The following is a 25,617-nucleotide window of genomic DNA, read 5'->3' as shown; positions in this document are numbered from 1 at the left end:
TCAGTACATCAGCGTCGCGAGGCGGCGGCGCGCACGCGCGACGCGTTCGTCACCGGCGTCGGGGATGAGGAAGTATTCGAGCATCCGTTCGCGCGCCGGATCCATCTGATCGCGGTGGGCGGCGGCGAAGTCGAGCAAACGGCCGAAGGCGTCGTCGATCTGCCCGCCGATCATGTCGACGTCGGCGACGGCAAGCTGCGCGTCGAGGTCGTCCGGATTGTCGGCGGCCGCCTTGCGCACGGCGCGCACGTCAGCGTTGGCGGAACGGGCGAGCAGCAGCGCCTTCGCGCGTTCGCGGCGCGCGAGTTCGTCGGACGGGTCGGCTTCGAGCACCTGCTCGTAGGCGGCGGCCGCGCCGGCGTAGTCGCCTTCCTGCGCGAGGCGGTGCGCTTCGGCGTGTGCCGGCGGCACCTGCGTCTCCGCGGGCTTCGCGTCGTCGGCGGCGGCCGGCTCGACGTACGGTGCGGTGCCGGTCACGCCAGCCTGCGCGGCGACCTGCACGAGCTGCGGCAGCACATGCGTCGTGATCTGCTGGAGTTCGTCATCGGTCGGCAGTCCCTCGATGATCGGCATCGGGCGTCCTGCGATGAGCGCGAACAGCGCCGGCGCACCCTGCACGCCGAAGGCCTGTGCGATCGCCGGATCCTTCGCGACATCGATGCGCGCGAGCTGCAGCTGGCCGTTCATGCCGTTGATTGCGTCGCCGAGCGCACGCGCCATCGGGAAGCAACGGTCGTCCGTCTCGACCCACAGCAGCAGCACGATCGGGAACGTCGTCGACGATTCGACCATCGCCTGGAAGTTGCGTTCGGTCACGTCGATGACGTAGCCGCCGGCCGCGGGCGCGCCGCCCGCCTGTCCCGGCTCCGCCTTCGTCTGATGCTTGAGCGATTCAAGATCGACGGCTCCCGCGAGGGAGATGCCCGGCTTGAAATCCTGTGCCATGATTGTTTGCCTCTTTTCGTAAGTCTTTGAGTTTGGCCATCGTTTGGCCGTCGCTTGACCGCGCGGCCGTTACAGCCGTCAGACGGCTTCAACCTTGACGACCTGCCGTTCGGCGCCGACCGCCTGCACCTTCTGTCCCGATTTCTCCGGCGGGACGTAGATGGCGACGACGTTGACGTAGGTTGCCTTCATCGTGCTCGTCGCCTTGCCGTCCGCGAAGATCGCACGTTCGGCGTCCGACGCCGGCTGCGATTCGCGGCCTTCGCCGGCGGCGCGTGTCCACACCGAGTCGATCTGCGCGACGACGAGGTCGCCGCCGTCCGACGAGCGCATGATCTGCATCTGTCCGTCGACTGGCGTGAAGGTCTGCTCCTGCGTGCCCTTGTTGCGTTCCATGCCCTGCTGCACCGTCGCGGACAGCTGCGTGAGGTTGTCGCGGAAGTAGTCGTCGCCGAAATCGTTCGCGTACTGGCTCTTCGTGCCGTTCTGCAGCACGTCGGCGTAGCGCGTGACGGCTTCCTTCGGCGTCATGACGAGGTTGCCGTCGTCCTCATGACCCATCTGCGAGCCGATTGACGGCACCGTGAACTTCGGCATCTTCGCACCCTGGAACAAGCGTGTGACGCCCCACAGACGGTAGTTTTCGCGCGCGTCGCCCTGCGTGAACACGAGCAAACGCTCCGACTGCTGGTCCTCGGTTGTCGTCGTGATCGAGAACACGGCGCGCGGCCAGCCGTTGTCGGTCGGGATGACGGTTTGCGTCAGATCGTCCGGGATCGTCGTCTTCGGGTCGAGCTTGCCGTTCTTCTGGGCGACCTTGAGTTCGCTCGTGCGGATTTCGAGTTCCGGGCCGCTCATCGCCTGAGAGAGGTTCGCCGGATCCTTCGTGTCGTTGCATTCCTTGATCGTGGCGAGTAGTCCCGCGCGGATGCGCTGTTCCTGCGCTTCGGTCAGGTCGGGCGTCGCGGACGCGGCCGATGTGGGCGCGTTCACCGTCGGCACCGTTCCCTCGCATGCGCCGAGCGCGCACGTCATGCCGAGCGCCAGCACGGCAGCCGTGGCTGCGGTCAGTGAACGTCGTGTCATCAGTCGTTCTCCTTGTTGTTCGTGTCCGCGTCGGCGTCTGCGTCGGTGTCCGCGTCCGTTTCGTCGTCGGCGGTCGCATTGTCGTCCGATTCATTGTCCGTGTCGGCGGTCGTTTCGGCGTCAGTATCGCCGTCCGATTCAGCCGATTCAGCCGATTCGACGGTCATCGAGACCTGTCCCGTGCCGTCATCGTCCGACTCCGTGGTCTCCGTCGTCGGCTCAGTGGTCTCTGCAGTTTCCGCAGTCTCCGCAGACTCCGCCGCCGGCTCCGCATTCTCTGCAGATTCAGTCGTCGTCTCCGTCGTCTCCGCCGATACGACCGGAATCGAGCCGGTCTCCTCACGCACGAGGCGCGCGAAGTAGGCCTGCAGCTCCTCCGGCGTGATGACCGACGTCGCCTCGTCGGACGCGGCCGACGACGTCGTGCTGCGCGGCTCGCCGCCGTCCTCGGCGTCCGCGCGGCGCGCCTGTTCGGCGACGAGGTTGCGCGACGTCGGATCGATGATCTGCGGCGTTTCGTCCGTCTCTGCCGCGGCGGCACCCGCATGGCGCCCGTGGCGTCCGCGCGGCTTGCCGTTCGCGGCCTTCGTGCGTTTGCGCGGCTTCATGCTGGCGAAGGTGCCGGCGACGGCGGCGGCGATCGTCGTCGTCTCCTCGACCGGCTCCTTCTCCTTGCGCGGCTTGATGACCTTGGCGAAGCGGTTGCGCCGCGTGGCCGGATCCATCGCGAAGACCGACGCCGAGAGGATCGCCAGAATGACGCACAGGCCGCCGGCGAAATACCACGGCAGTGCGAAGTCCGGCACGCTCTGGCGCACCCAGTGCATGCTGATTGTGGCGTCCGACGCGTTGCCGCCAAAATCGATGATCGCGACCTGCGTCGCCTTCGCATCGGGCAGCCGCAGCGCCGCGCTCGTCTTGCCGCACGCCGTGTCCGCCCACATGTCAGAATCGGCGAAGGCGACCTGCTGGCGCGAAGTGGAGGCGTTGCCGTGCGCCTTTTCGGCGACCGTCGACAGCGCGCTCCAGCTGTCGAGCCCGGTCACACGGATGTACGATTCGCCGGCGAGCCATCCGGAGGCGTCCTTCGGGCTGCCGATTGCGATGCACGTCTGCGGTTCGTTGGCCGCGTCCGTATTGCCGTCATTGGCGTTCGCGTCATTGTTCGCGGCCGTGTCATCTGCGGTGGTCGCGGCCGGCGGCTCGACGGAGGCGGCGTCGACGCGGATCTGCACGCTCTTGTCAACGAGGTCGAGCACACCCGGGTCGATGACCGCGTAGCGCGTGCCGTCCACGTGCGCGAGGGCCGTGACGTCCTTGCTCGGCTTCCAGATCGTCTGGTTGAGGATGCCGAACACGATGCAGGTCACGGCGAGCAGGCCGAAAATCGGCGTCACGATGCCACGCATGATCTTCGCATGCCGGGAAGGCACCGGATGTCTGCGCGGCACACGCGTTTCTTCTTCTTGACCGTCGTTCATCACGTATCCATTCTACAAGTCGCGGCCCTTCACAACTCCCTTACCATCCGGACGGATAAATCGGGCAGAGGCGTTACTGTGGTGGCTATGCAACATACTTCTCTAGTAACTTCTATCACACGCGCCGCATCAGTCGTCGGCGCGCTCGCTTTGTGCGTAAGCATGGCGGCCTGCGGTTCGGGCTCGCCGGACGGTTCGGCGAGCGCCTCGTCGAGCTCGTCCGCAAGCGCGAAGCTGCCGAAGCTCGAGGGCGTCAAGCTGACGGGCACTCCGGGCAAGAAGCCGAAGGTCGAGTTCAAGAAGGGGCTCAAGATCGAGAACAACAGCGTCGCAGTGCTGCAGGAAGGCGACGGCGACGCGATGAAGAGCGGCGACCGCATCTGCGCGCAGCTCACGCAGTACAGCGCGAGCTCCGGCGAGGAGGTCGCCACGACGTGGGAACAGAACGTACCCGACTGCTCGCTCGTCTTCAATCCCGAGAACGGCGTCACCAGCGTGGAGAGCGCGACGCTCGCGCAGATCGCGAACACGACGTTCAAGGGCAAGAAGCTCAATACGACGATCGGCATCGGCATCAACGACGGCTCCGGCAATGACAACGCGTACATGCTTATCATGACGCCGGTTTCGCAGTCGAAGGACTATACGAAGGCCGAGGGCGAGCAGGTCAAGGACATCCCGTCCGATCTGCCGAAGGTCACGTTGGACTCCGCCGGCAAGCCGTCGATCGACATGAACGGCTACAAGGGTTCGGACAAGCTCGTCGTGCAGCCGCTCATCAAGGGCGACGGCCCGAAGATCGATGAGAACACCTATGCGGCCGTCGTCAACTACACCGGCTGGACGCTCGACGGCAAGCAGTTCGATTCGTCGTGGGACCGCAACCAGACCTTCGACGCCGTGCTCTCCAACATGATCAAGGGCTGGCAGGAGGGCCTTGTCGGCCAGACGGTCGGCTCGCAGGTGCTGCTCGTCGTGCCGCCGGACCTCGGTTACGGCGATCAGGAGCAGGGCGAGATCCCGGCGAATTCGACGCTCGTCTTCGTCGTCGACATCCTCGCGAAGTACTGACGGACGCTCGATCGTACATCGAAACAGCAAAATCGGCGGTGGCCGCCTCCCCGGGCTGGGGATGGCGGCCACCGCCGTTTTTGCACGGGTGTGCGTGTGCGCCGCGACGGCGTTCAGAACAGCCGCAGTGAGTCGTCGTCGGCGCCGCGCATGTCGTCGTAGTCGAGAATCAGGCATTCGAATCCGCGGTCCGCAGCGAGCGTGCGCGCCTGCGGGGCGATCGTCTGCGCCGCGAAGATGCCGCGCACCGGCGCGATGAGCGGGTCACGGTTGAGCAGTTCGCAATACCGTGTGAGCTGCTCGACGCCGTCGATGCCGCCGTGCCGTTTGATTTCGATCGCGACGTGCATGCCTTCGGCATCGACCGCCATGATGTCGACAGGGCCGATCGGCGTCGGGTATTCGCGCCGCACGAGCTTGGCGCCCTTGCCGATGCGTTCGATCTGTTCGGCGAGATAACGCTGCAGATGGTCCTCGACGCCGTCCTTCTTCAGTCCCGGATCCTCTCCGAGGTCGTAGGTTTCGTCGGAGTAGATGTGCTGCAACGTGACTTCGAGAACGTCGTTCGATTTCGTCGCGCACGCGCGGATGACCTTCTGAGGTGCCGGCGTCATGGCATCATCGTCGGCGTCCTTCGGCGTGATGTCCTTGATTGTGCACGGCGCCGCCATCCAGTTGAGCGGCTTGTATGAGCCGAGTTCGGAGAAGATGAGCAGGCTGTTGTCCGCTTTGATCAGCAGGACGCGGCGCGCGAGCGGCAGCGTCGCCTGAAGTCGTCCGGTGTATTCCGCACTGCAGTCGGCAACAATGATTCGCATGAGGCACCACGATACCGCGCGCCACCGAAGCGCACAACGGCAGCGGCACTACAACAAACAGTGAAGGGCCCCGGATTCCACGTACAAACGTGGAATCCGGGGCCCTTCGCGACGTGAAGGTCGCTGACGGTCACTGGATGCCGGTCTCGTCGATCGGCTGGTTCGCCATCGTACGGCCATGCTCGACGACGACGGTCAGCCTGTTCGAGTCGAAGGAGATGAATCCGTCGGTCACCTCGAAGGAATGCTTCGTGCCGTCCGGCTCGGTGATGACGAGCGGGCCCTCCTGGATGACGGAGAGCACCGGCTCGTGGCCCGGCAGGATGCCCATGCCGCCCGCGTAGGCGGGCACGAGCACGGACTTCGCCACGCCGCTCCAGACCGGATGGTCAGCGGAGACGATATTCACGTCCATCGTCGCGCCGGCCATGATCACTCACCGTATTCCTTCTGCATCTTGTGCCACTTCTTCTCGAGGTCGTCGATGCCGCCGATGCCCGAGAATGCCTGCTCCGGAACGTTGTCGTAGACGCCGTCGCAGATGCGCGTGAACGCCTCGATCGTCTCCTCCGCCGGCACGTAGGAACCCGGGACGCCGGTGAACTTTTCAGCGACATAGAAGTTCTGGCCGAGGAACTGCTCGATCTTGCGCGCGCGGTTGACGATCATCTTGTCCTCTTCGCCGAGCTCGTCGATGCCAATCAGGGCGATGATGTCCTGCAGTTCCTTGTTGCGCTGCAGGATCGCCTTGACACGGTTCGCGCAGTCGTAGTGCGCCTGGCCGACGTAGCGCGGGTCGAGGATTCGCGAGGTCGAGGACAGCGGGTCGACGGCCGGGTAGATGCCCTTCGACGCGATGTCACGTGAAAGCTCGGTCGTCGCGTCGAGGTGGGCGAAGGTCGTCGCCGGCGCCGGGTCGGTGTAATCGTCAGCAGGGACGTAAATCGCCTGCAGCGACGTGATCGAGTGGCCGCGCGTCGACGTGATGCGCTCCTGGAGCGCGCCCATCTCATCGGCGAGGTTCGGCTGGTAGCCGACTGCGGAAGGCATACGGCCGAGCAGCGTCGAGACCTCGGAACCCGCCTGCGTGAAGCGGAAGATGTTGTCGATGAACAGCAGCACGTCCTGGTTTTCGACGTCGCGGAAGTACTCCGCCATCGTCAGTGCGGTCAGCGGGACGCGCAGACGGGTGCCCGGCTGCTCATCCATCTGGCCGAAGACGAGCGCGGTCTTCTCGAGCACGCCTGCCTCGTCCATCTCGCCGATCAGATCGTTGCCCTCACGGGTGCGTTCGCCGACGCCGGCGAATACGGAGACGCCGCCGTGGTTCTGCGCCACGCGCTGGATCATCTCCTGGATGAGGACGGTCTTGCCGACGCCCGCGCCGCCGAACAGGCCGATCTTGCCGCCCTGCACATACGGCGTGAGCAGATCGATGACCTTGATGCCCGTTTCGAACATCTGCGTCTTCGATTCCAGCTGGTCGAAGGCCGGCGGATTGCGGTGGATCGGCCAACGTTCCTTGATGACGATCTTCTCGCCCGGCTTCTTGTTGAGGATGTTGCCGGCGACGTCGAAGACATGGCCCTTCGTCACATCGCCGACCGGCACCTCGATCGGGCCGCCGGTGTCACGCACCTCAGCGCCGCGCACGAGGCCGTCGGTCGACTTGAGGGCCACGCAGCGCGCCGTCGAATCGCCCAGATGCTGCTCGACCTCGAGGGTGATGACGACGTCCTTGACCTCGCCCTCCTCCTGCTGGCCCATCTGCTTGATCTCGACCTTCAGCGCGTTGTAGATGTCCGGCATGTGACCGACAGGGAACTCAACGTCGATGACCGATCCCTGAATACGCGTCACATGACCGACGATTGGCTCCGCGGCGGTATCGGCGGCCGCAGTGGTCTGTTTCTCAGCCATTTCGCGTTCCTACTCTTCCTTCTTGTTCAATGCATCGGCGCTGCCGATGATTTCGGTAAGTTCCTGGGTGATCGATGCCTGGCGCGATGCGTTGAGCTTGCGGGTCAGGTCGTTAATCAGTTCGCGCGCGTTCTCGGTGGCCGTGTGCATGGCGTTCTGTCGGCAGGCCACCTCGGAGGCGGCCGCCTCGAGCAGGCACTCGTGGATGCGCGAGCGCACATACTTCGGCAGCACGGCGTCGAGCACCTCGTCGAGGCTCGGTTCGAAGGCGTACAGCGGCATCGCCGTCGTCGCTGTCGGATCGGGACGCTGCGCGTCCTTGTCCTCGATGATCTCGACCGGCAGCATGCGCAGCACGCGCACTTTCTGCACGACCATGTTGATGAACTCGGTGTAGACGATGTACAGCTCGGATACGCCGCCCTGGTCGGCGGGAAGCATATACGCGTCCAACAGCGCGCGGGAGATCGCGTCGGCGACTTCGACGCCAGGCCTCTCGGTATCGCCTTCCCAGGTCTGTGCGAGCGGGCGGTTGCGGTACTTGTAGTACGAAACACCGCGGCGACCATAGACGAACAGTTCCGGCTCCTTGCCGGCCTCGTCGAGACGTGCCAGCAGATCCTCGGTTTCGCGGATGATCGATGAAGTGTACGCTCCGGCCATGCCACGGTCCGCCGTCAGGGCGAGGACGGCAACGCGGGGGTTGTCGCCCTCCTTCTTGACGATCGGATGTGAGATATGGGAGTGGGATACCAGTGTCTGGACGGCATCGAAAATCGCATCGGTGTATGGCTTCGCGTTGAGCGCCACCTCACGGGCCTGCGCGATATGCGAAGCCGCGATCATCTCCTGGGCGTTGAAGATCTTCTCCAACGAACCCGTGGAGGCGATCCTGCCCTTTAATGCGAGTTGCGATCCCATAGGTTACTTCTTTTCCTGCGCTTCGGCGTCCTTGGCCTTGCGGCCCTGGGCCTTGATCTGCTCCTGATCGACCGGAGTGACGCCCTTCGGCGTCGGCTTCTTGTCGACGAGCGGCTTGCCGGCCTTCGTCACATAGGTCTCACGGAAGGCGTCCACTGCCTTATCGAGCGCCGCCTCGGTCTCCGAGGTGAAATCGCCGGTGTCGTGGATCGTCTTGAGGATGTCGGTGTTGCGGTCGAGGTACTCGAGCAGTCCCTTCTCGAAGGGCAGCACGTCGACGACCTCGAGATCGTCGAGCTTGCCATGGGTGCCGGCCCACACGGAGACGACCTCCTGCTCCATCGAGAACGGGGAGAACTGCGGCTGCTTGAGCAGCTCGGTCAGGCGTGCGCCACGGTTGAGCTGGGCCTTCGACGCGGCATCCAGATCGGACGCGAACATCGCGAAGGACTCGAGCGAACGGTAGCGCGCCAGCGAGATCTTCAGCGTGCCGGAGACCTTCTTGAGCGCCTTCGTCTGCGCCGCGCCGCCGACACGGGAGACGGAGATGCCGACGTCCACAGCGGGACGCTGGCCGGCGTTGAAGAGATCGGACTGCAGGAAGATCTGTCCGTCGGTGATCGAAATCACGTTCGTCGGAATGTACGCGGAGACGTCGTTCGCCTTCGTCTCGACGATCGGCAGACCAGTCATCGAACCGCCACCCAGATCGTCGGAGACGCGTGCGCAGCGTTCCAGCAGGCGGGAGTGCAGGTAGAAGACGTCGCCAGGGTACGCTTCACGTCCCGGCGGGCGACGCAGCAGCAGCGAGATCGAACGGTACGCCTCAGCCTGCTTCGACAGGTCGTCGAAGACGATGAGGACGTCCTTGCCGTTGTACATCCAGTGCTGGCCGATGGCCGAACCAGTGTACGGCGCGATGTACTTGAAGCCCGCGGAATCCGATGCCGGGGACGCGACGATCGTCGTGTACTCCATCGCGCCGGCCTCTTCGAGGCTCTGCTTGACGGAGGCGATCGTCGAGCCCTTCTGGCCGATGGCCACGTAGATGCAGCGCACCTGCTTCTTCGGGTCGCCGGATTCCCAGTTCGCCTTCTGGTTGATGATCGTGTCGATTGCGATGGCTGTCTTGCCGGTCTGGCGGTCGCCGATGATGAGCTGACGCTGGCCGCGGCCAATCGGCGTCATCGCGTCGATCGCCTTAAGGCCGGTGGACATCGGCTCGTCGACCGGGTGGCGGTGCATGACGTCGGGGGCCTGCGCCTCGAGAATGCGGCGTCCTTCGCTCTTGATCTCGCCCAGGCCGTCAATCGGGTTGCCCAGCGGGTCCACGACGCGGCCGAGGAATCCGTCACCGACCGGCACGGAAAGCACCTCTCCGGTACGGCGGACCTCCTGGCCTTCCTCGATGCCGACGAAATCGCCGAGGATAACCACGCCGATCTCGCGGGCGTCAAGGTTGAACGCCAGACCAAGGGTGCCGTCCTCAAAGGTCAGCAGCTCGTTGGCCATGCAACCAGGCAGTCCCGTCACATGCGCAATGCCGTCGCCGGCCGTCGCAACATGGCCGACCTCCTGGGTCGGCGTCTCCGACGGCGTGTACGCCTCGACGAAATCATCGAGCGCCTTGCGTATCGTGGCGGGATCAATGGTCAGTTCTGCCATGATCACTCCTTATTGTTGTGTATACATTCGTGTGGGTCCTCTTCCTGGACCCGTGGGACGCTGCGGCATGAGCCGTCCCGCGTCACTCGGCGGTGCCCGCCTTCACCCTGCGCCTGAGCGCCTGCAGCTGCGCGACGACGGTGTTGTCGGTCACCTCGTGGCCGACCTGCACGCGCATGCCGCCGATGACGTTCCTGTCCACGACGAGGTGGATGTGCACCGGACGGCCGACCTTCTTCGTGTAGATCTTCACGAGGCGGTCGATCTGCGCGTCACTCAGCTCGGTCGCCGCCGTCACCGTGACCATCGACTCCCCCATATGGCGGGAGAACTTGTTGATGAGCCACTGGATAGTCTCGAGATAACGGCGGTTGCGCGGGTTGCGCGTGCTGTGTTCGGCGAGACGCACGGTGATGCGATCGAAGTGGGCGTCGTCGATGAGGGCGTGCAGCAGGTCGTAGCGCGCCTCGAGCGGTCCGTCGGCGTCGGAAAGATCCGCGCGCACGACGGGCAGGTTGAGCAGGGCCGACTGCAGCTGCGCGAGTTCGATCGACACCTGCAGCGTCTTGCCGTCCTTGTCCGCCTGATACATCATCGCGTCCACCGCGAAGTCCTCCACGGCGTTGTCGATGTCACGGGCGCGGCTCCAGCTGCGGCCGACGAGATCGACGAGGATCGCCATCGTCATGTCCAGGACCTTGCCGCCGAACAGCTCGTTGAGCAGGCGGACCTTATCCTCGGTCGGACGGCCCGGATCGGTCAGCGCGCGCTGCAGGCGCGGGTTCTTGTCGAGCACGAACGTGATCGTGAACAGTTCGTTGCCGATCTCCCACGCGTCATCGCCCGAGGCGCTGAGCCTCTTGGCGAATGAGTCGCGCGATTCGCGATCGGCCACTCGTGATGCTTCTCCTTGCAACTGTCACCTCCCTCCTTGCAGATACGTGCTACTTGTTGTCTTCGGACTGTTCCAGATCGGCGATCATCTTGTCGAGCATGTCCGACTGGACCGTTGGATCCTGAAGCTGTGTCTGCAGGATCTTGCCCGCGAGCGACGTGGCGATCGTGCCGACTTCGCCCTTGAGACTGACCATCGCCTTCTGCTGCTGCGATTCGAGCGAACGCTCGGCATTGGCGGTGATCTGCGCGGCCTCGGTCTCGGCGCGCGAACGTGCATCGGAGATGATGTGCGACGCCTCGGCGCGCGCGTCGTCGCGGATCTTCGATGCCTCGACGCGGGCGGTGCTCAGCTGCGCCTGGTACTTCTTCTTGGCTTCCTCGGCGTCTTTCTGAGCCTGTTCCGCCTTGGCGAGGCCACCTTCGATCTTGGCGGCGCGCTCATCGAATATGGACTGGAACTTCGGCAGGAAGAACTTGTAGAAGAACGCGGCCACGATGATCAGGATGATCAGTGACCAGACGATGTCATAGGTTTCGGGAAGGAACAGCTGGATGCCGTCGTTTTCCGCCATGTCCATGATTCGTTCTCCTCCTTTCATGTCCTCGAGTGATGATTCGGGTTGCTACTCGACTCGGATCACTGGAAGATGAACGCCGCGACGAAGCCGAGCAGCGCGAGGACCTCGACGAACGCCAGACCCAGGAACATCAGCGTCTGCAGACGGCCACCCAGCTCGGGCTGGCGCGCGGTGCTCTCGATCGTCTTGCCAATCAGGATGCCCAGACCGATGCCAGGTCCGATGGCGGCAAGACCGTAGCCGACGACGTTCAGGTTGCCCGCAACCTCAGCGAGGGTAACGATATCCATGGTTGTTTCCTTTCTGGTTCATTGCTTAATGCAACAAAATCATGCCGGCGGTCAGTCGATCTCCGGATAGCTCATATTGATGTACGCGGTCGTCAGGATCGCGAAGATGTAGGCCTGCAGGCAGCTCACCAACACCTCGAACAGGTACATGAACATGCCTGCGGCGAAGGTCACGACGCCGAAGGGCATCATCACCTTATTCACAACGTCGATGAGGAAGTACTGCGTCGCCGAAAGGCACAGTGCGAGGATGAGGTGGCCGGAGACCATGTTCGCGAAGAGTCGGATCGTCAGCGAGAACGGACGGATGACGAGCAGCTCAAGCAGCTGAATCGGCGAAAGCAGGATGTAGATCGGCCACGGGACGCCCTTCGGGAACAGCTCGTCGCGCAGGAAGTGACCGAGCCCCTTCTCGCGGATGCCGGCGATCCAATACTGGACGAAGCACCACATCGCGAACACGAGCGGCAACGTGATCGTCGCGCTTGCCGCGATGTTCATGCCGGGGACCTCGCCGCACAGGTTGAAGACGAGCAGCGTAAGAAACACGGTCGTGATCATCGGCACGTAGCGCTTGCCGCGCGCCTCGCCCATGACCTGATAGACGATGTCCGTCTTCGTGAAGTTGACGATCCATTCGACGGCGCTCTGCCAACGTCCCGGCACAAGCTTCGCGCGCGCCGCCGTGATGCCCAGCACGAGCATCAGGATGATCGTGGCGAGGATGCGCACAAGGATGATGCGGTTGATCGCGAACGGAGTGCCCTGGAACAGGATCTCCGGAGGAAGGAAGTCGTCGATGCTCGGCATATGCATCGACGACTCTGCGAGCGTGACGGCGCCTGCGGCGAATGCATCAACCATTCATGCCTCCTGATGTTACGAATTGTCTGATGACAGTGTAGTCCGACTAATGTCCACTACGTACCGCGTATGTGACGGCGAGATTACCGCATCGGCGGCGTTGCGCCGATATGCCGACGTCGTTTCAGCAGCGTGCGAACATGCGCGTCATGCGCTATCACGCGCGCGCTCTACGACGTCCTCTTCCCTCGTCTTCCTTATGCGCCGGTGCTCATGCGCCGGGGTGATGGCCACCTCGGCGCCGTGAAGCGTATTCGGAACTTTCTTTCCACTGACGGCGATTATTGGCCTGATAGTGGACATCGACGATTCATGCGCCCTCCCGTCCCCTTCGCGTCAAAACGCCGTCGTTTCATAGGGTTTATGGGGTCGCAGTCCTCCCAGCCCTCAGCGTCGCGACACGCGGGCCCCGATCTGTATCACACATCACAGTGGCAGCCGACGCGCACCGGCTCAATCGCGTGGCACGATGAGGCCGTAGCCGTCGTCGAGGAACGGCCGGAACCCGTCCTGACGCGGCGAGCTCGGCGCGTGACGCACGACGTGGTCGGTGCCGGGGCGCCGCTGCGCACGCAGCTGCGGCACCTCGGTCAGGTCGTACGGCGTCATCTGGTAGACCCAGTTGAGCCAGTTGCGCCACAGCAGATTCGCGTGCGCGCGCCACGAGAACAACGGTTCGATCGTCGGGTCGTCGTTCGGGAAGTAGTTGGTCGGAAACGGCACGTTGTCGAGGCCGCGATCCATGTCGCGGCGGTACTCCTCAGCGAGCGTGTATTTGCCGTACTCCCAGTGGCCGAGCGCGAACACCTCGGAGAAGTCGCGCGTCGCGATGAGGCCGGGGCCGGTCTGGGGCCCCCATGTGAGCACCTGCAGCTCAGGATTGGCGGCCACATCGCGCTCGTCGACGGCGGCGACACGCGAATGCGGCTGCAGCGCGATCTCGTCGAAACCGTTCGTCAGGAAGCAGTATTCGTCTTGCAGATACTGCGGGAAGACGCCGAAGATCTTCTCCGGAAGGTCGATCTTGCGTACGCCGTAGCGATGGTTGAGCGCACCCATCGCACCCCAGCACAGATACATCGTCGAGAACACGTGACTCGCGGCCCAGTCGAGGATCCGCTTGAACTCATCCCAGTAGTCGACCTGTTCGAAGGGCAGATGCTCGACCGGCGCGCCGGTGACGATGAGACCGTCATAGTAGTTGTCGGCGAAGGACTCCGGCGGTTCGTAGAATTTGACGAGATGGTCGGCGCTCACATGCGTCGACTCGTGCGTGCCCGTCTTCATGAAATCGATGTCCACCTGCAGCGGCGACTTCGAAATCAGCCGCAGCAGCTGCGTCTCCGTCTCGATCTTCTTCGGCATCAGATTGAGGATGACCATCTTGAGCGGACGCACACGCTGGCGCTCCGCCTCAGGTTTCTCGAGCGCGAAAATGCGTTCGGAGTCGAGAATGTCGCGCGCCGGAAGGCCTTCGGGAATTTTGATAGGCATAGTTTCCTATTATGTGCGCACGGCATAACAAAACGCCGATCACCACCGCGCAACCGCTGCGACACGCCGATGATTGACATGCGGATTCATGCGTGTATATTGGTGAGAGCTGTACAAAACAGCCGACGCGGGGTGGAGCAGCTCGGTAGCTCGCTGGGCTCATAACCCAGAGGTCCAAGGTTCAAATCCTTGCCCCGCTACTGACAAGACCGGAGATTCACGGATCTCCGGTCTTTTGCATTATGCCGGCACAGCCGTCGGCGCCGTCACCGCAACAGGCCCATAGCAAAATCGTCCTCTGGCGGAACCCTTACGACCAGTAGCTGAATCAGAGAAAACGTGCAAGCACAGATGCGTATATTGAATGCACGATTGGCTATATAACAAAGGAGGCCATATGGCAGAGGCAACCAATACCGCGCCGCTTGCAGGCATCAAGGTCATCGATTGGACGCAGGTGCAGTCGGGCCCGTCCTGCACGCAGATCCTTGCGTGGCTCGGCGCAGAGGTCATCAAGCTGGAGAAGGTCCACGGCGGCGACCCGACCCGTAACGAGATGAACGATGTTGACGGCTCCTATTCGCTGTACTTCCTGCAGCTCAATGCCAACAAGAAGTCGATCACGCTCGACATGAAGACGCCGGAAGGCAAGCAGATCCTCACCGACCTGCTCAAGGACGCCGACGTCTTCGTCGAGAACATCGGCCCGGGCGATGTCGAGAAGCTCGGCTTCGGCTGGGACGAGGTCCATCAGATTAACCCGAAATGCATCATGGCCTCCCTCAAAGGCTTCAATCAGGGCAGCCGCTTCGAGCATGTCAAGGCCTTCGAGCCGGTCGCGCAGTGCGCGGGCGGCGCCGCCTCGACGACCGGCTGGTGGGAAGGCGACAAGAACATCCCGACGCAGTCCGGCGCCGCACTCGGCGATTCGAACACCGGCATGCATCTGACGATCGCGATCCTCACCGCGCTGCTGCAGCGCGAACGCACCGGCGAAGGCGTCTTCGTCTATCAGTCGATGCAGAACGCCGTGCTCAACCTGTGCCGCATCAAGCTGCGCGACCAGCTCATCCTCGACCATCTGCATCAGCTCTCCTACTACGACTGCTATCCGGGCTACAAGTTCGGCAAGGCGATTCCGCGTGCGGCCAACGCCGAGGGCGGCCTCGTGCTCGGCTGGTGCTACCGCGCGAAGGGCTGGGAGACCGACCCGAACGCCTACGTCTACATCGTCATCCAGCAGTCGCAGAAGGGCTTCGAGAACTTCTGCAACGCGCTGGGCTTCCAGGATTGGCTCACCGATCCGAAGTTCAGCACGCCGAACGCGCGCGACGAGCATAAGCAGGAGGTGTACAAGCGCGTCGAAGAGTACACGATGCAGTACGACAAGTACACGCTCACCAAGGAACTCGGCGCCAAGGGCGTCCCGGTCGGCCCGGTGCTCGACTGGAACGAGCTCGAGAACGATCCGGATCTCAACGAGGACGGCACGCTGATCACGATCGATCAGGGCGATGCCCGCGGCAAGTTCAAGACGATCGGCCTGCCGTTCACGATGAGCAACTACGCGCCTGACTACCAGCGCGCGCCGAAGCTCGGCGAGAACAACGAGGAGATCCTCGGCTCCCTCGGCTATACCGAGGATCAGATCAAGGACCTCGCCGCCAAGGGCGTCATCGGCTCCAACGACGGCGTCAAGGCCGACCTGACCGCCGCACCGGCGCAGGCCTGAGTCCCACGCCGGGCAGAACGCCCGGTCCTGGAAGGAGCCCCGGAAGCGAACGCTTCCGGGGCTCCTTCTGTTTGCGTCAACTGCGTACCAATCAGCTGTCGTCAATCAACGGCGAACATACATGGCGGTCGACGAAGAATAGAATACATACATAAAAAGAGGGAACCCGCCGAAGCGGATTCCCTTGCAGTGCACGTGCGCGAAGCCGTCAGAAACGGCAACGCATCAGTGGCAGCACAGCGGCACGAGCCAGATCCACAGCAGGCAGGTGACGGCGAAGACGACGGTAGAGACCGCGGTCGTCGAGGCACCTTCCTTGACGTAGATGTTGTAGCGGCTCGAGATGATGATGCCGGAGAACGCCGGCGGCAGCGCGACGGCGAGCACGAGCATCGAGAGCTTGTTCACATTGGAGCCCATGCCGCACAGCAGGCCCACGCCGAGGAACGCGGCAGGTGTCAGGATGAGGCGGTAGAACGTGTTCCAGATCGTCTCCCAGCCGAGCGAGAACTTCACGGTGGACAGCGCGAGGCCGGCGGCGAGCACCGCGACGCCGGAGTTGGCCTTCGCGATGAGGTCGAAGGTCGGCGCGGCCGCATCCGGGATGCGGATGCCGACGAGCACGATGACGATGGCGAGCAGCGGGGCCCAGCAGACCGGCTGCTTGAGCGCGTTGATGAGCGCTTCGAGGTTCTGGTTCTTCTTCTTGCCCTTGTTCGAGGACTTCGAGACCATGACCTCGGCGTTACGGTCCTTCGTCGCGTCCTTCTTCGGATCGACGGCCTCGTCGTCCTTCGTGGCGACGATGGCCGGCGTCTTCGCGGACGCGGAGGCGACCTTGACGTCGCCCTTCGAATTGGCGACGGTCGCCGCGGACAGGCGTGCGCGATCCTTCGCCTGACCGACGTTGATCAGATACATGCCGATCGGGATCGTGACGGCATTGACGACAATCGAGATGATCGCGATGACGAGGTTCGTCGAGACGGTGTCGCCGTAGATTGGGTCGAGCACGGCGAATCCGAGGAAGCCGATCGTCGGCGAGCCGGCGATCAACGCGCACACCGCCGCCTCCTGGATGCTGCGGTGGAACATCAGGCGGCACAGATAGTAGCTGAGCATGAACATCACGATGATGCCCACGAAGCCGAGCACGGTCAGGACGACGTCCTGCGCGAGCATTTCGCGCGTTGCCTTGACGATCGAGATGAACAACGCGGCCGGCAGCGCGATGTTCAGCACGAGCTTGTTGAGGCCCTGACGCTGATCATCGTCGAAGTAGCTGAATTTGCCGCAGACATAGCCCAACGCCATGATGACGATGATCGGGACGATGTCATCGATGAGTATTTTTCCCATGATGGATGCTTTCTTCTCTTGGTATGCCGATGCGTCGCGCGGCGTGCACCGGCCATGACTGGTGGGGACGACGGGTGCCGGCCAGGTCGGCGGGCCGCCGTCCTCCCTCATGGGGTCGGCGGCCGGCGGCCCTGGCCGGCGGTGACGTCATCGTCACATACGGGCACCTTCGATGTACGGGTTCGCCGTCACTTCGGAGGTCGCGAGCGGTCCGACGACCGGCTTCGGATTCAGGTTGCCGATGTGGCCCGATTCCTTGCCCGCGTAGTCAGCGAGTTGCACATGGACGAAACTCGGCTTGCCGGAGGCGACGGCCTCGCCGACCATCTGCTCGACCTCGTCCGGCGTCGTGGCGTAGTAGCCGGTGCCGCCGAAGGCCTCGATCATCTTCTCGTAGTGCGCGTCGTAGGTGAGCGTCAGCGGCGACGGATCGCCGTCGGCGCCGAGGTTCTCGAAGTCGCCGCGGTAGATGCCGCCGTTGTTGAGCACGACGAAGGTGATCGGCAGGTGGTAACGGCAGGCGACCTCGACCTCCATACCGTCGAAGCCGAATCCGGAGTCGCCGCCAATGTACAGGACCTGCTTGCCGGTGGCGACGGCGGCGCCGATCGAATAGCCGACCGCGCAGCCCATGACGCCCCACGTGCCGCAATCGAGACGGTGGCGCGGCTCGTAGATGTCGATGATGTTGCGGCAATCGTCGAGCGTGTTCGCGCCCTCGTTCGTCAGGATGAGGTCCCTGTTCTTGTCGTAGACCTTCTTGATCGCGCCGAGCGCGTCGTAGTGCCCCATCGGCACCTTGCCGGAGTTGACGCGCGCGGCGAACTTCTCGTCGTTCTTCTGCGCGTCGGCCTGCAGCATGCCGAGCCATGCGGAGGTGGCCTTGAACGGCGTCTTCTCAAGGCCGGCGTTGAGCATCGTCATCGCGGACTTGATATCACCGACGACCGGGCATGCGATCGAGCGCGAGTTCTCCATCTCGGCCGGATCGATGTCGATCTGGATGAACTTGACGTCCGGGTTCCATTCCTTGCCTTCGCCGAAGTTGAGCATCCAGTTGAGACGCGCGCCGACGACGAGCACGACGTCGGCCGTGCGCAGCGCGAGTCCGCGGCAGCTCGCCGTGCAGTGCGGATCGTCGTCCGGGATGAGGCCCTTGGCCATTGACATCGGCTGGAACGGGATGTCGGTCTTGTCGACGAACGCGCGAATCTCGTCCTCGGCCTGCGCGAGCGCCGCGCCCTTGCCGACGATCATCAGCGGGTTCTTCGCCTCGCTCAGCAGCTTGAGCGCATCGTCGATCGACGACTGCGCCGGCGGCATCGCCGGGGCCGGGTTGTTCGCAACCCACAGCTTGGCCGCGGCCTCGTCCTTGTCCATCGTCTGAGCGACCGCGTCGTCCGGGAAATCGATGTAGACGGCGCCCGGGCGGCCCGAGCATGCGATGTGCATCGCGCGTGCGACGGCGAGCGGGATGTCCTCGATCTTGTCGATGCGGAACGATTCCTTGCAGAACGCCTTCGCGTAGTTCATCTGGTCGAGGCCTTCATATTCACCTTCGCGCATGTCCACGACGTGACGTGTCGAGGAGCCGCCGATCATGATGACCGGGTAGCCGTTCTCGGTGGCTTCGAGCAGCGCAGCGAGGCCGTTGAGGAAACCAGGCGCCGAGACGGTCAGTGCGACGGCCGGGCGTCCCGTCAGAAATCCTTCGGCGGCGGCGGCGTTGACCGCGTCCTCCTCATGGCGCATACCGATGAAACGAATGCCCATGCCCTGGGCGATACGTGCGAAATCGGTGACCGGGATGCCGACGACGCCGTACATATTCTTGATGCCGTTCTTTATAAGCGCCTCAGCAAGGTAGTGAGGCGAATCCGTCAGGTTCTGCGTTGGCGCGACCGCGGCCTGAGCTGTGGAATCTGTCATGTCTTCCTCCAATCGGGATATGGTTATCGCGATATGATTACCACCGATTCTAAGGTCGCATATCTCATATACTGAGAAGGCTTGCGCTCAGCGTATTTATTCGCTCATCGCTATTTGTGCGTCCCTCCCCGGCCGCTTGCCGTACCGTCCGATCCCCGCCGTCGGCGGCCCGCGCGGCCTTTGCCGCGCCACGTGCTGACCTCATGGCGCCACTGTTCGCCCTCCCTGCGCGCCGCCTGCTGCGCCGTCGACGCGACCTGTTGGATCTGCGATCCCGCCGCGACCGCGAAGTCGATGAATCCGGCGTCCTTCTCATGCTCATTGCGCAATGCGCTTTGGCGCATGCCGTGGAAGAACTGCTTCCAGCCGGAGCGGGCGAGCAGGTCGATGCCCGAACCGTAGATGCCGACCGGATAGCCGAACATGAATGCGACGCACACACCGATCGCGAGGAACGGCGCCGCCGCCCATCCGAAGATCTCGCAGCCGAGCAGGAACGCGGAGAGCGGGCAGCGGTTGAATGCGGCGAGGAAGCAGATCGAGCCGACCGCCGCGCCGAACAGCGCGTCGCCGCCGGTCATCGCGAACGACGCCGAGCCGATCATGCCGCCGATGCACAGCGACGGCATGATCTCGCCGCCCTTGAACCAGAATCCGAGGCACAAGATCGTCAGCAGCATCTTGATGAGGAAGTCGAAGGAGACGTTCGGGCTCCGGAGCACGTCGTTGAGCAGCGTGCCTCCCGAACCGGTGAAGCGCGTCCATCCGCACGCCGTCACGAGCACGGCGACGAGCAAGCCTCCGACGACTACCCACAGATAGCAGTTGCGCCGGATCCGCTTCGTGACGCCCTGCACGAGGCGGATTGCGATCGCGAACAGACTGCCGAACAGCGCCGCCGCCACGCCGATGACGACGCACATGCCGACGCCGTGCCAGTTCAGTTGTGGCACGCCGACCTTCGTGATGACGTCGCCGATGCCGAAGTGGCGCGCGACGACGAATCCGGCGAAGCATGCGACGAGCATCGAGCACACGTAGCGCAGCCCGGCGAAGCGCATGAGCTCGAGGACGAGCATGCACGAGCCGAGCGGCGCGAAGAACAGCGCGGAGAAGGTCGCGGCCATGCCGGTCGCCGCGACGTACAGGTGCATGTCCTGCGTATCGTCGTGGTTGGGTCGACGCACGACGTTGTGCAGCCTGAAGGGCCGCGCGATCGTTGTGCCGAGGCTCGCGCCCATCTGCATCGCGCCGGCCTCCTTGCCGACGGTGCCGCCGGCGAGGATTGTCATCGCGTTCGCGATGAGGATGCCCGGCGCGAGCAGTCCGCTGATCTCGTGGCCGCCGCGCATCCGTTCGATGACGGCGTCCGTCGTCAGATCGAGCGGCAGCTTCCACCAGCGGTACAGCAGCAGCTGCGCGATGCCGATGACCGGCAGCAGCCAGATGAGCCACGGCAGGCGTTCGAAGACATGCCGCGCGCCGTCGACGACGATGCACAGCGTGATCGATCCGAATCCGCACAGTATGCCGCACACGAGCGCATAGAGCAGATGTCGGGCCGCCTGCCCGACGTTGAACCGCAGGACCCACTTCGACGTGGGCGCCAGCTGCGCGTCGCTGTCCGTCTTGCGCTGCGGATGCCCTGTGCTCACTGCCTGATCTCCTCCACGCCGTTGGCCGCGTCCGGTGCGGCCGCCGTTGTACATCGGTATCGTACAGCCTGCGGCGAGTGCCGGTGGCGATTCCATCCGACAGCGTGCAGGCGCCGTGACGGCCGCGGTATGAAGCCGCAACCGCCATCGGGCTGCGCGCTCGGCGCTTGTGCTCAATGCTTGCGCGGCGGCCACTTCGCATCATGGCGCATCCTAATCGCGGCGACGCCCGCGGCCGCGCACAGGATGCATGTCACCGTCAACGGCGCCGCCGCGGACGCGCCGGTCGCCGCGAGCGCCGGCCTCGGATTGCGCGTATGCTGCTCCTTCGGCTGCGCGCGGCTGGACGCCGGCGGCTCTTCGACGACCTCGACGACCTCTCCGGGCGCGCCGATCTCGTGCGTCGCGAGGATGTCGCCGTCGCGGCTGAGCAACGTCGCCTTCCAGTACACGAGGCCGGCCGTCGGCGAACGCGCCTCCTCGCTCGTCGCCTGCTGCGTCTCGAGCGTCGGGTCGAGCGGCTGCCGCGCACCGGAGAGCAGCAGCCGGTTCCTGCCGGGCTGCGCATCCTCGTCGACGGCCTCGTAGGCCTCGAAGACGACGACGGCGCCTTCGGGCACGTTGCCGTGTACGGTCGCGACGTCGTGGAACGGCTCGCCGACCTTGACCTTCGCATGGTCGACCTGCGTCGTCAGCGTCAGCGTCGGCTCCGGTTCCGCGTGCACGCGCACGCGTTCCCAGCTGTCCGCGTACGAGCTCGCCGCGGGCGCGACGCGATCGTCGCCGGCGAAGTTCCAGACGAAGACGTACCAGCCCGGCTCTTCGGCGACGATGTCGACCGGCTCGCCGTGCGCGTCGGGCGCACCCCCGCCGACGCGCAGTTCGCCGTTGACGGCCGCGTAGTCCCAGACGCCGATGAGGCGGTGGTGCTCGTCGGGCTGCGGCTGCTTGTCCCCTGCCGGACGCCACTGCTCGTCGTCGCCACCATCGCCGTCGCCGGCCCACCAGACGCTCACCTGCGCGTGTTCCTCGTCGGCACCGACGCCGATCGTCTCGTCGCCCTTCCAGCTGCCGTGGTCGTCGGGGAATCCACTGACCCAGATCGTGTCCATGAGCTGCGAGCCGATGTGCGCCGTGTGTTCATGTGCTTCGGAGCGCACTTCGACGGTGTCGCGGCGCGTGACGTTCGTTTCGGTGCCGTCGACGATCGCGGTGACGATGTCCTGCGCGAGGTATTCGCCCATCGAGCCGTGCTGCTTGTCGCGGCGCGCCGCCCACAGCCATGTGCCGAAGCCGCTCGTGGCCGTCGCATGGTAGTCGCCGTCGGCGTCGCGCGCGACGGCCGTCTGTTCGCCGGGGGCGTCGAAGCTCAGCCGCGCGGTCGCGACGGGTTGATGGCCGAGCGTCGTCGCGACGCGCTTGACGAAGTCGTCGGCGCGCTCGCCGTCGTGCCGTTCGATGCGCCGCGTGACGGCGTCGGCGTTCAGGCCGTCGAAGTACCAGCCGTCGACGGTGAGCGTCTCGCCGCGCGGCCAGACGTCGTCGGGGCCGGCCATGCCGACGGCGACGGCGTCGGTGACGCGAACGCCCGCTTCGATGAGCGTCGGCGTCGTCACGGTGCGGATCGTCGGCGTGAAGGTCTTCTTCGCCGGGAATCGGATTCCGTCGAAGGCCTTCGCCTGTCCTTCGCCGACGCGGACGAGTCGCTGCGACGACGTGATGACATCGACCGACGGCGCCTTCGCCGATCCGGAGACGCGCACGTCGCCGTCGCCGGTCGACACCCATCGGATGACGGCGGCCTTGTCGCTGGAGACGCCACGCCAGGTGCGCGAGCCGTCGGCGAACACGGCCGGCCCGTCGAGCGTCAGCGTGTAGCCGATGCCGGACACCGGCGCGCCGCGCGCGTTGTCGATTGAGACGGTCACGTCGCCGTTGCGCCGTCCTTCGTCATAGGACAGCTTCGTGTTGAGCTTCGCCGGCGTCAGCGCGTCGGCTTCAGCAAGCAGTTCGTCGACGCGCGTGAAGATCTGCGGATAGCGCTTTTTGAGGCTCGCGCGCGACGACGGCCACCCCTGCGGTCCGGTGCTCGTGTCGAAGAAATCATGCAGGATGACGGCGATCGCCGCGTGCGTGACGTCCTGCTTGACCTCGGTGTGCGGGTAGCGGCTGATGAGCACGGCCGCCTTGCGCGCGTTGAGCGAATCCTGCATCGTCGTCGCCGCGCCGACCGTGTAGTTCGTGTTCTTGTCCTGCTGGATGCAGTAGTAGTCGAGTCCCGCGCCGTCATGGCCCACGGGGCCGATCTCGTACAGGACGCCTCCGTTGAAATACGTGAAGTTGTAGGGGCTCGCCTCGGTGAGCTTCTCGCCTTCGGCCGCGTCAGCGACCGCGACCGGCGCGAGGACCGCCGCGCAGGCCGCCACGGTGGCGGCCGCGCGATGCAGGATCGATGTGAATCGCGTCATTGCAGTTCCTTCCGTTGGTGCATGCTGATCGCCGCCGTTGCGACGGCTGGCTCGAGCTTGGCACCGGCCGCTTCGGAGGCGCAAGCACAACCGGGCGTTGTGACCGGAAGGCAGGCTCGGCGGCCATTTGGGGACGACACGGACTGTTATCCACACTGTGCTTTATCCACATGCCATCCACATCGGTGCATACGCGCGCGAATCCATCCACATTCCCACATCGGATCACGCCCGATATGACAATGCGCCGTGATTGTGCTTTGGACGCCCCGTGATACAGGATGTTTCACCGATGTGACCAAATCCGCCCCCTGTTCACAGCATGTCAATACAATGAGGGGCATGAGAGAAGCACAACACACTCAGGAAACAACGACCAGCACGACCTCCCGCACGCGCAAGCCGCGCGCGACGAAGAAGCAGCCGCAGTTCACGGGGGATGCGCCTGCACTTCCGATCGCGACCAAGGAACCCGGCCAGTTCGGCCGCATCGCGATCACGAACGTCACCCCCGCGAGCGCCGACGGCGCCTTCGCGCCACGCGTCGAACTCGGCGAGCCGTTCACGGTGACGGCCCGCGTTTTCATGGAAGGCACCGGCCATGTCGGCGCCACCGGCGTCCTCAAGAGCCAGCGCGGCCGCATCATGGCGCGCAAGCCGATGGCGCTCGCGAACGCCAACCTCGAATCGTATGCCGTCACGCTGCAGGCCGGTGAGCACACCGACATCGCACCGTGGGACGAGAGCTTCGCCGAGATGACCAAGCAGCTCGGTAACTGGAAGTTCGCCGTCGAAGGGTGGGCCGACACCTTCGCCGACTGGCTCGAGCGCGCCGACGAGGAGCCGGCTTCGAACGCCCTCGCGCAGGACGGTGCCGAGATCCTGAACCGTTGGGCCGGCACACGCGACGCCGCGCTCGACGCGCAGCAGCGCAAGATGCTGCGCGACACCGCCAAGGAGATGCTCGACACGACCGTCGACGCCGCCGACCGCATCGCGATCGCACACGCCGACGAGATCCTCACGCTGCACCGCACGAATCCGCTGCGCGACGGCCTGACGGCGAGCGCCGACCGTCCGCTGCGCGTCGAACGCCCGAAGTCGAGCTTCAGCTCGTGGTACCAGTTCTTCCCGCGTTCCGAAGGCGCCGTCAAGCATGAGGACGGCACCGTCACGCCGGGCGATCTGCATACGGCGGCGCATGGTCTCGAACGCGCGAAGGCGGAAGGCTTCGGCATCGTCTATCTGCCGCAGATCCTGCCGACCGACGCCGCCGGCGTCGTCACCGACCACGCGGCCGTCGACCCGGCCCTCGGCACCGTCGACGACCTGCGCGCCTTCATCAACCGCGCCCATGAGCTCGGCCTCGAGGTCGCGCTCGACTTCACGCTCGCCTTCGCCGCCGACCATGCGTGGAAGGCCGAGCATCCGCAGTGGTTCCGCGCCGACGGCACGATCGACTACGACAACGACTTCACCGGCATCGAGAAGGCGGCCGCCGAAGTGCTCGACTTCTGGATCACCCTCGGCGTCACCGCCTTCCGCGTCGGCGCGCCCGAAGCGACGCCGACACGCTTCTGGCAGGACGTCATCGCCGATGTCGTCAAGGCGCATCCGCAGGTGCTGTTCCTCGCCGAGGATGGCGACCGCCCGTCGATGACGCGCGCGCTCGCCTGCGCCGGTTTCACGCAGTCCTACGGCACCTTCGCGTGGCGCAACACGAAGGAGGAAGTGGACGCCTTCCTGACGGCCACGAACTCGGACGACGCGTTCTGGCAGCACAACGCGTTCTGGCCGACGACGCCGGATTCGCTGAGCAACTATTTGCGCGACAACGGCATCGCCGGCTACGCGGTGCGCGCCGTGCTCGCCGCGATGGGCTCGCCGACGTGGGGCGTGTACAACGGCTACGAACTCGTCGAGAACACGCAGCGCGACGGCGCCGAACAGCCGGCCGTCAGCGAATTCGACGCGATCCGCGTGCGCGACTGGGACAAGAGCGACGACTACGGCATCGCCGAACTCGTCACATCGCTCAACGCGATCCGCCGCACGCATCCAGCGACGCGCAGCTACCACAACCTCACGGTACTGCCGAGCGCGAACCCGAGCATCCTCGCCTTCGCACGCCAGACGCCGGCCGAATACACCGGCACCGGCAAGCCGGACACGCTCATCGTCGTCGTCAACCTCGACGGCTACCACGAGCAGCAGTCGAGCGTGCACGTCGATCTCACGGCACTCGGCCTGCCGACCGACGGCACGTACCGCGTCAAGGACCAGCTGACTGGCCGCGAATTCGACTGGAGCTGGGACAACTTCGTCGCGCTCGCGCCGTGGGCGGACGTCGCGCACATCCTCAGCGTCGAATACTGAGCGTCGCCGCCGGCGTCACATGCACGCCGGCGGATGCGATACCGATAACGGATGATTGAGTCGACAAT

Annotated in this window: 20 protein-coding genes and 1 tRNA gene; 4 read left to right on the top strand and 17 right to left on the bottom strand. The window is 64.6% G+C overall.

Annotation, left to right across the window (positions count from 1 at the left end; translation table 11 throughout):
- The 3 genes from G606_RS0107565 to G606_RS10255 form a co-directional block, all read right to left on the bottom strand.
- Positions 1 to 945 carry a tetratricopeptide repeat protein gene (locus G606_RS0107565; RefSeq protein WP_026645455.1) on the bottom strand — a complete coding sequence of 315 codons (945 nt, stop codon included), beginning with the start codon at positions 943 to 945 and terminating at the stop codon, positions 1 to 3.
- Positions 946 to 1,023: 78 nt separating this feature from the next.
- Positions 1,024 to 2,031, bottom strand: a complete 1,008-nt coding sequence (locus G606_RS0107560; protein ID WP_026645454.1) for a hypothetical protein — start codon at positions 2,029 to 2,031, stop codon at positions 1,024 to 1,026.
- Complete coding sequence (locus tag G606_RS10255; protein ID WP_051198689.1) at positions 2,031 to 3,512, bottom strand: hypothetical protein; 1,482 nt, start codon at positions 3,510 to 3,512, stop codon at positions 2,031 to 2,033. The genes G606_RS0107560 and G606_RS10255 overlap by 1 nt, the downstream gene beginning before the upstream one ends.
- 87 nt (positions 3,513 to 3,599) lie before the next feature.
- On the opposite strand from G606_RS10255, the gene G606_RS0107550 reads away from it, so the two are divergent.
- Complete coding sequence (locus G606_RS0107550) at positions 3,600 to 4,583, top strand: FKBP-type peptidyl-prolyl cis-trans isomerase (RefSeq protein WP_026645453.1); 984 nt, start codon at positions 3,600 to 3,602, stop codon at positions 4,581 to 4,583.
- 113 nt (positions 4,584 to 4,696) lie between these two features.
- Here the strand turns inward: G606_RS0107550 and nucS are convergent, their stop codons facing one another.
- The 10 genes from nucS to G606_RS0107500 form a co-directional block, all read right to left on the bottom strand.
- Positions 4,697 to 5,401 (bottom strand): endonuclease NucS, encoded by a 705-nt coding sequence (gene nucS / locus G606_RS0107545; protein ID WP_026645452.1) that lies wholly within the window; start codon positions 5,399 to 5,401, stop codon positions 4,697 to 4,699.
- 130 nt (positions 5,402 to 5,531) lie between these two features.
- Positions 5,532 to 5,831, bottom strand: a complete 300-nt coding sequence (locus G606_RS0107540) for a F0F1 ATP synthase subunit epsilon (RefSeq protein WP_026645451.1) — start codon at positions 5,829 to 5,831, stop codon at positions 5,532 to 5,534.
- A gap of 2 nt (positions 5,832 to 5,833) precedes the next feature.
- Positions 5,834 to 7,321, bottom strand: a complete 1,488-nt coding sequence (atpD, locus tag G606_RS0107535) for a F0F1 ATP synthase subunit beta (RefSeq protein ID WP_026645450.1) — start codon at positions 7,319 to 7,321, stop codon at positions 5,834 to 5,836.
- A 9-nt stretch (positions 7,322 to 7,330) separates the two neighbouring features.
- Complete coding sequence (locus tag G606_RS0107530; protein ID WP_026645449.1) at positions 7,331 to 8,242, bottom strand: F0F1 ATP synthase subunit gamma; 912 nt, start codon at positions 8,240 to 8,242, stop codon at positions 7,331 to 7,333.
- A 3-nt stretch (positions 8,243 to 8,245) separates the two neighbouring features.
- Positions 8,246 to 9,907 carry a F0F1 ATP synthase subunit alpha gene (gene atpA, locus G606_RS0107525; protein WP_026645448.1) on the bottom strand — a complete coding sequence of 554 codons (1,662 nt, stop codon included), beginning with the start codon at positions 9,905 to 9,907 and terminating at the stop codon, positions 8,246 to 8,248.
- Positions 9,908 to 9,989: 82 nt separating this feature from the next.
- Positions 9,990 to 10,823 carry a F0F1 ATP synthase subunit delta gene (locus G606_RS0107520; RefSeq protein ID WP_026645447.1) on the bottom strand — a complete coding sequence of 278 codons (834 nt, stop codon included), beginning with the start codon at positions 10,821 to 10,823 and terminating at the stop codon, positions 9,990 to 9,992.
- Positions 10,824 to 10,851: 28 nt separating this feature from the next.
- Positions 10,852 to 11,382: a F0F1 ATP synthase subunit B gene (locus G606_RS0107515; protein ID WP_026645446.1), complete on the bottom strand. Its 531-nt coding sequence runs from the start codon at positions 11,380 to 11,382 to the stop codon at positions 10,852 to 10,854.
- Between the two features lie 59 nt (positions 11,383 to 11,441).
- On the bottom strand, positions 11,442 to 11,672 hold the full coding sequence (gene atpE, locus G606_RS0107510; RefSeq protein WP_004219171.1) for an ATP synthase F0 subunit C: 231 nt from the start codon (positions 11,670 to 11,672) through the stop codon (positions 11,442 to 11,444).
- A 51-nt stretch (positions 11,673 to 11,723) separates the two neighbouring features.
- Positions 11,724 to 12,536 (bottom strand): F0F1 ATP synthase subunit A, encoded by an 813-nt coding sequence (gene atpB / locus G606_RS0107505; protein ID WP_026645445.1) that lies wholly within the window; start codon positions 12,534 to 12,536, stop codon positions 11,724 to 11,726.
- Positions 12,537 to 12,989: 453 nt separating this feature from the next.
- Entirely contained in the window at positions 12,990 to 14,030 is a 1,041-nt protein-coding gene (locus G606_RS0107500) for a homoserine O-succinyltransferase (protein WP_026645444.1), read from the bottom strand.
- A 126-nt stretch (positions 14,031 to 14,156) separates the two neighbouring features.
- Here G606_RS0107500 and G606_RS0107495 point away from each other — a divergent pair.
- Together G606_RS0107495 and frc are read left to right on the top strand one after the other, a co-directional pair.
- Positions 14,157 to 14,230 (top strand) — tRNA-Met (locus G606_RS0107495).
- Between the two features lie 197 nt (positions 14,231 to 14,427).
- Complete coding sequence (gene frc / locus G606_RS0107490; RefSeq protein ID WP_026645443.1) at positions 14,428 to 15,762, top strand: formyl-CoA transferase; 1,335 nt, start codon at positions 14,428 to 14,430, stop codon at positions 15,760 to 15,762.
- A 225-nt stretch (positions 15,763 to 15,987) separates the two neighbouring features.
- Here frc and G606_RS0107485 read toward each other — a convergent pair whose 3' ends face one another.
- From G606_RS0107485 to G606_RS10245, 4 genes are all read right to left on the bottom strand, one after another.
- A complete protein-coding gene (locus tag G606_RS0107485) occupies positions 15,988 to 17,121 on the bottom strand; it encodes an AEC family transporter (RefSeq protein WP_026645442.1) in 1,134 nt (377 codons plus the stop codon).
- A gap of 153 nt (positions 17,122 to 17,274) precedes the next feature.
- Positions 17,275 to 19,050 (bottom strand): oxalyl-CoA decarboxylase, encoded by a 1,776-nt coding sequence (oxc, locus tag G606_RS0107480; protein ID WP_026645441.1) that lies wholly within the window; start codon positions 19,048 to 19,050, stop codon positions 17,275 to 17,277.
- A gap of 110 nt (positions 19,051 to 19,160) precedes the next feature.
- A complete protein-coding gene (locus G606_RS10250; protein WP_051198687.1) occupies positions 19,161 to 20,705 on the bottom strand; it encodes a chloride channel protein in 1,545 nt (514 codons plus the stop codon).
- Positions 20,706 to 20,878: 173 nt separating this feature from the next.
- Positions 20,879 to 23,173, bottom strand: coding sequence for a hypothetical protein (locus G606_RS10245; protein WP_051198685.1), 2,295 nt, complete (start codon positions 23,171 to 23,173; stop codon positions 20,879 to 20,881).
- Positions 23,174 to 23,515: 342 nt separating this feature from the next.
- On the opposite strand from G606_RS10245, the gene G606_RS0107465 reads away from it, so the two are divergent.
- Positions 23,516 to 25,549 carry a maltotransferase domain-containing protein gene (locus G606_RS0107465; protein ID WP_231371456.1) on the top strand — a complete coding sequence of 678 codons (2,034 nt, stop codon included), beginning with the start codon at positions 23,516 to 23,518 and terminating at the stop codon, positions 25,547 to 25,549.
- Positions 25,550 to 25,617 lie beyond the last annotated feature (68 nt).

The organism is Bifidobacterium sp. AGR2158, from assembly GCF_000424225.1.
Taxonomy (GTDB): domain Bacteria; phylum Actinomycetota; class Actinomycetes; order Actinomycetales; family Bifidobacteriaceae; genus Bifidobacterium; species Bifidobacterium anseris.
The sequence above is the reverse complement of the archived record's forward strand: the minus strand, read 5'-3'. Positions and strand labels throughout refer to the sequence as shown.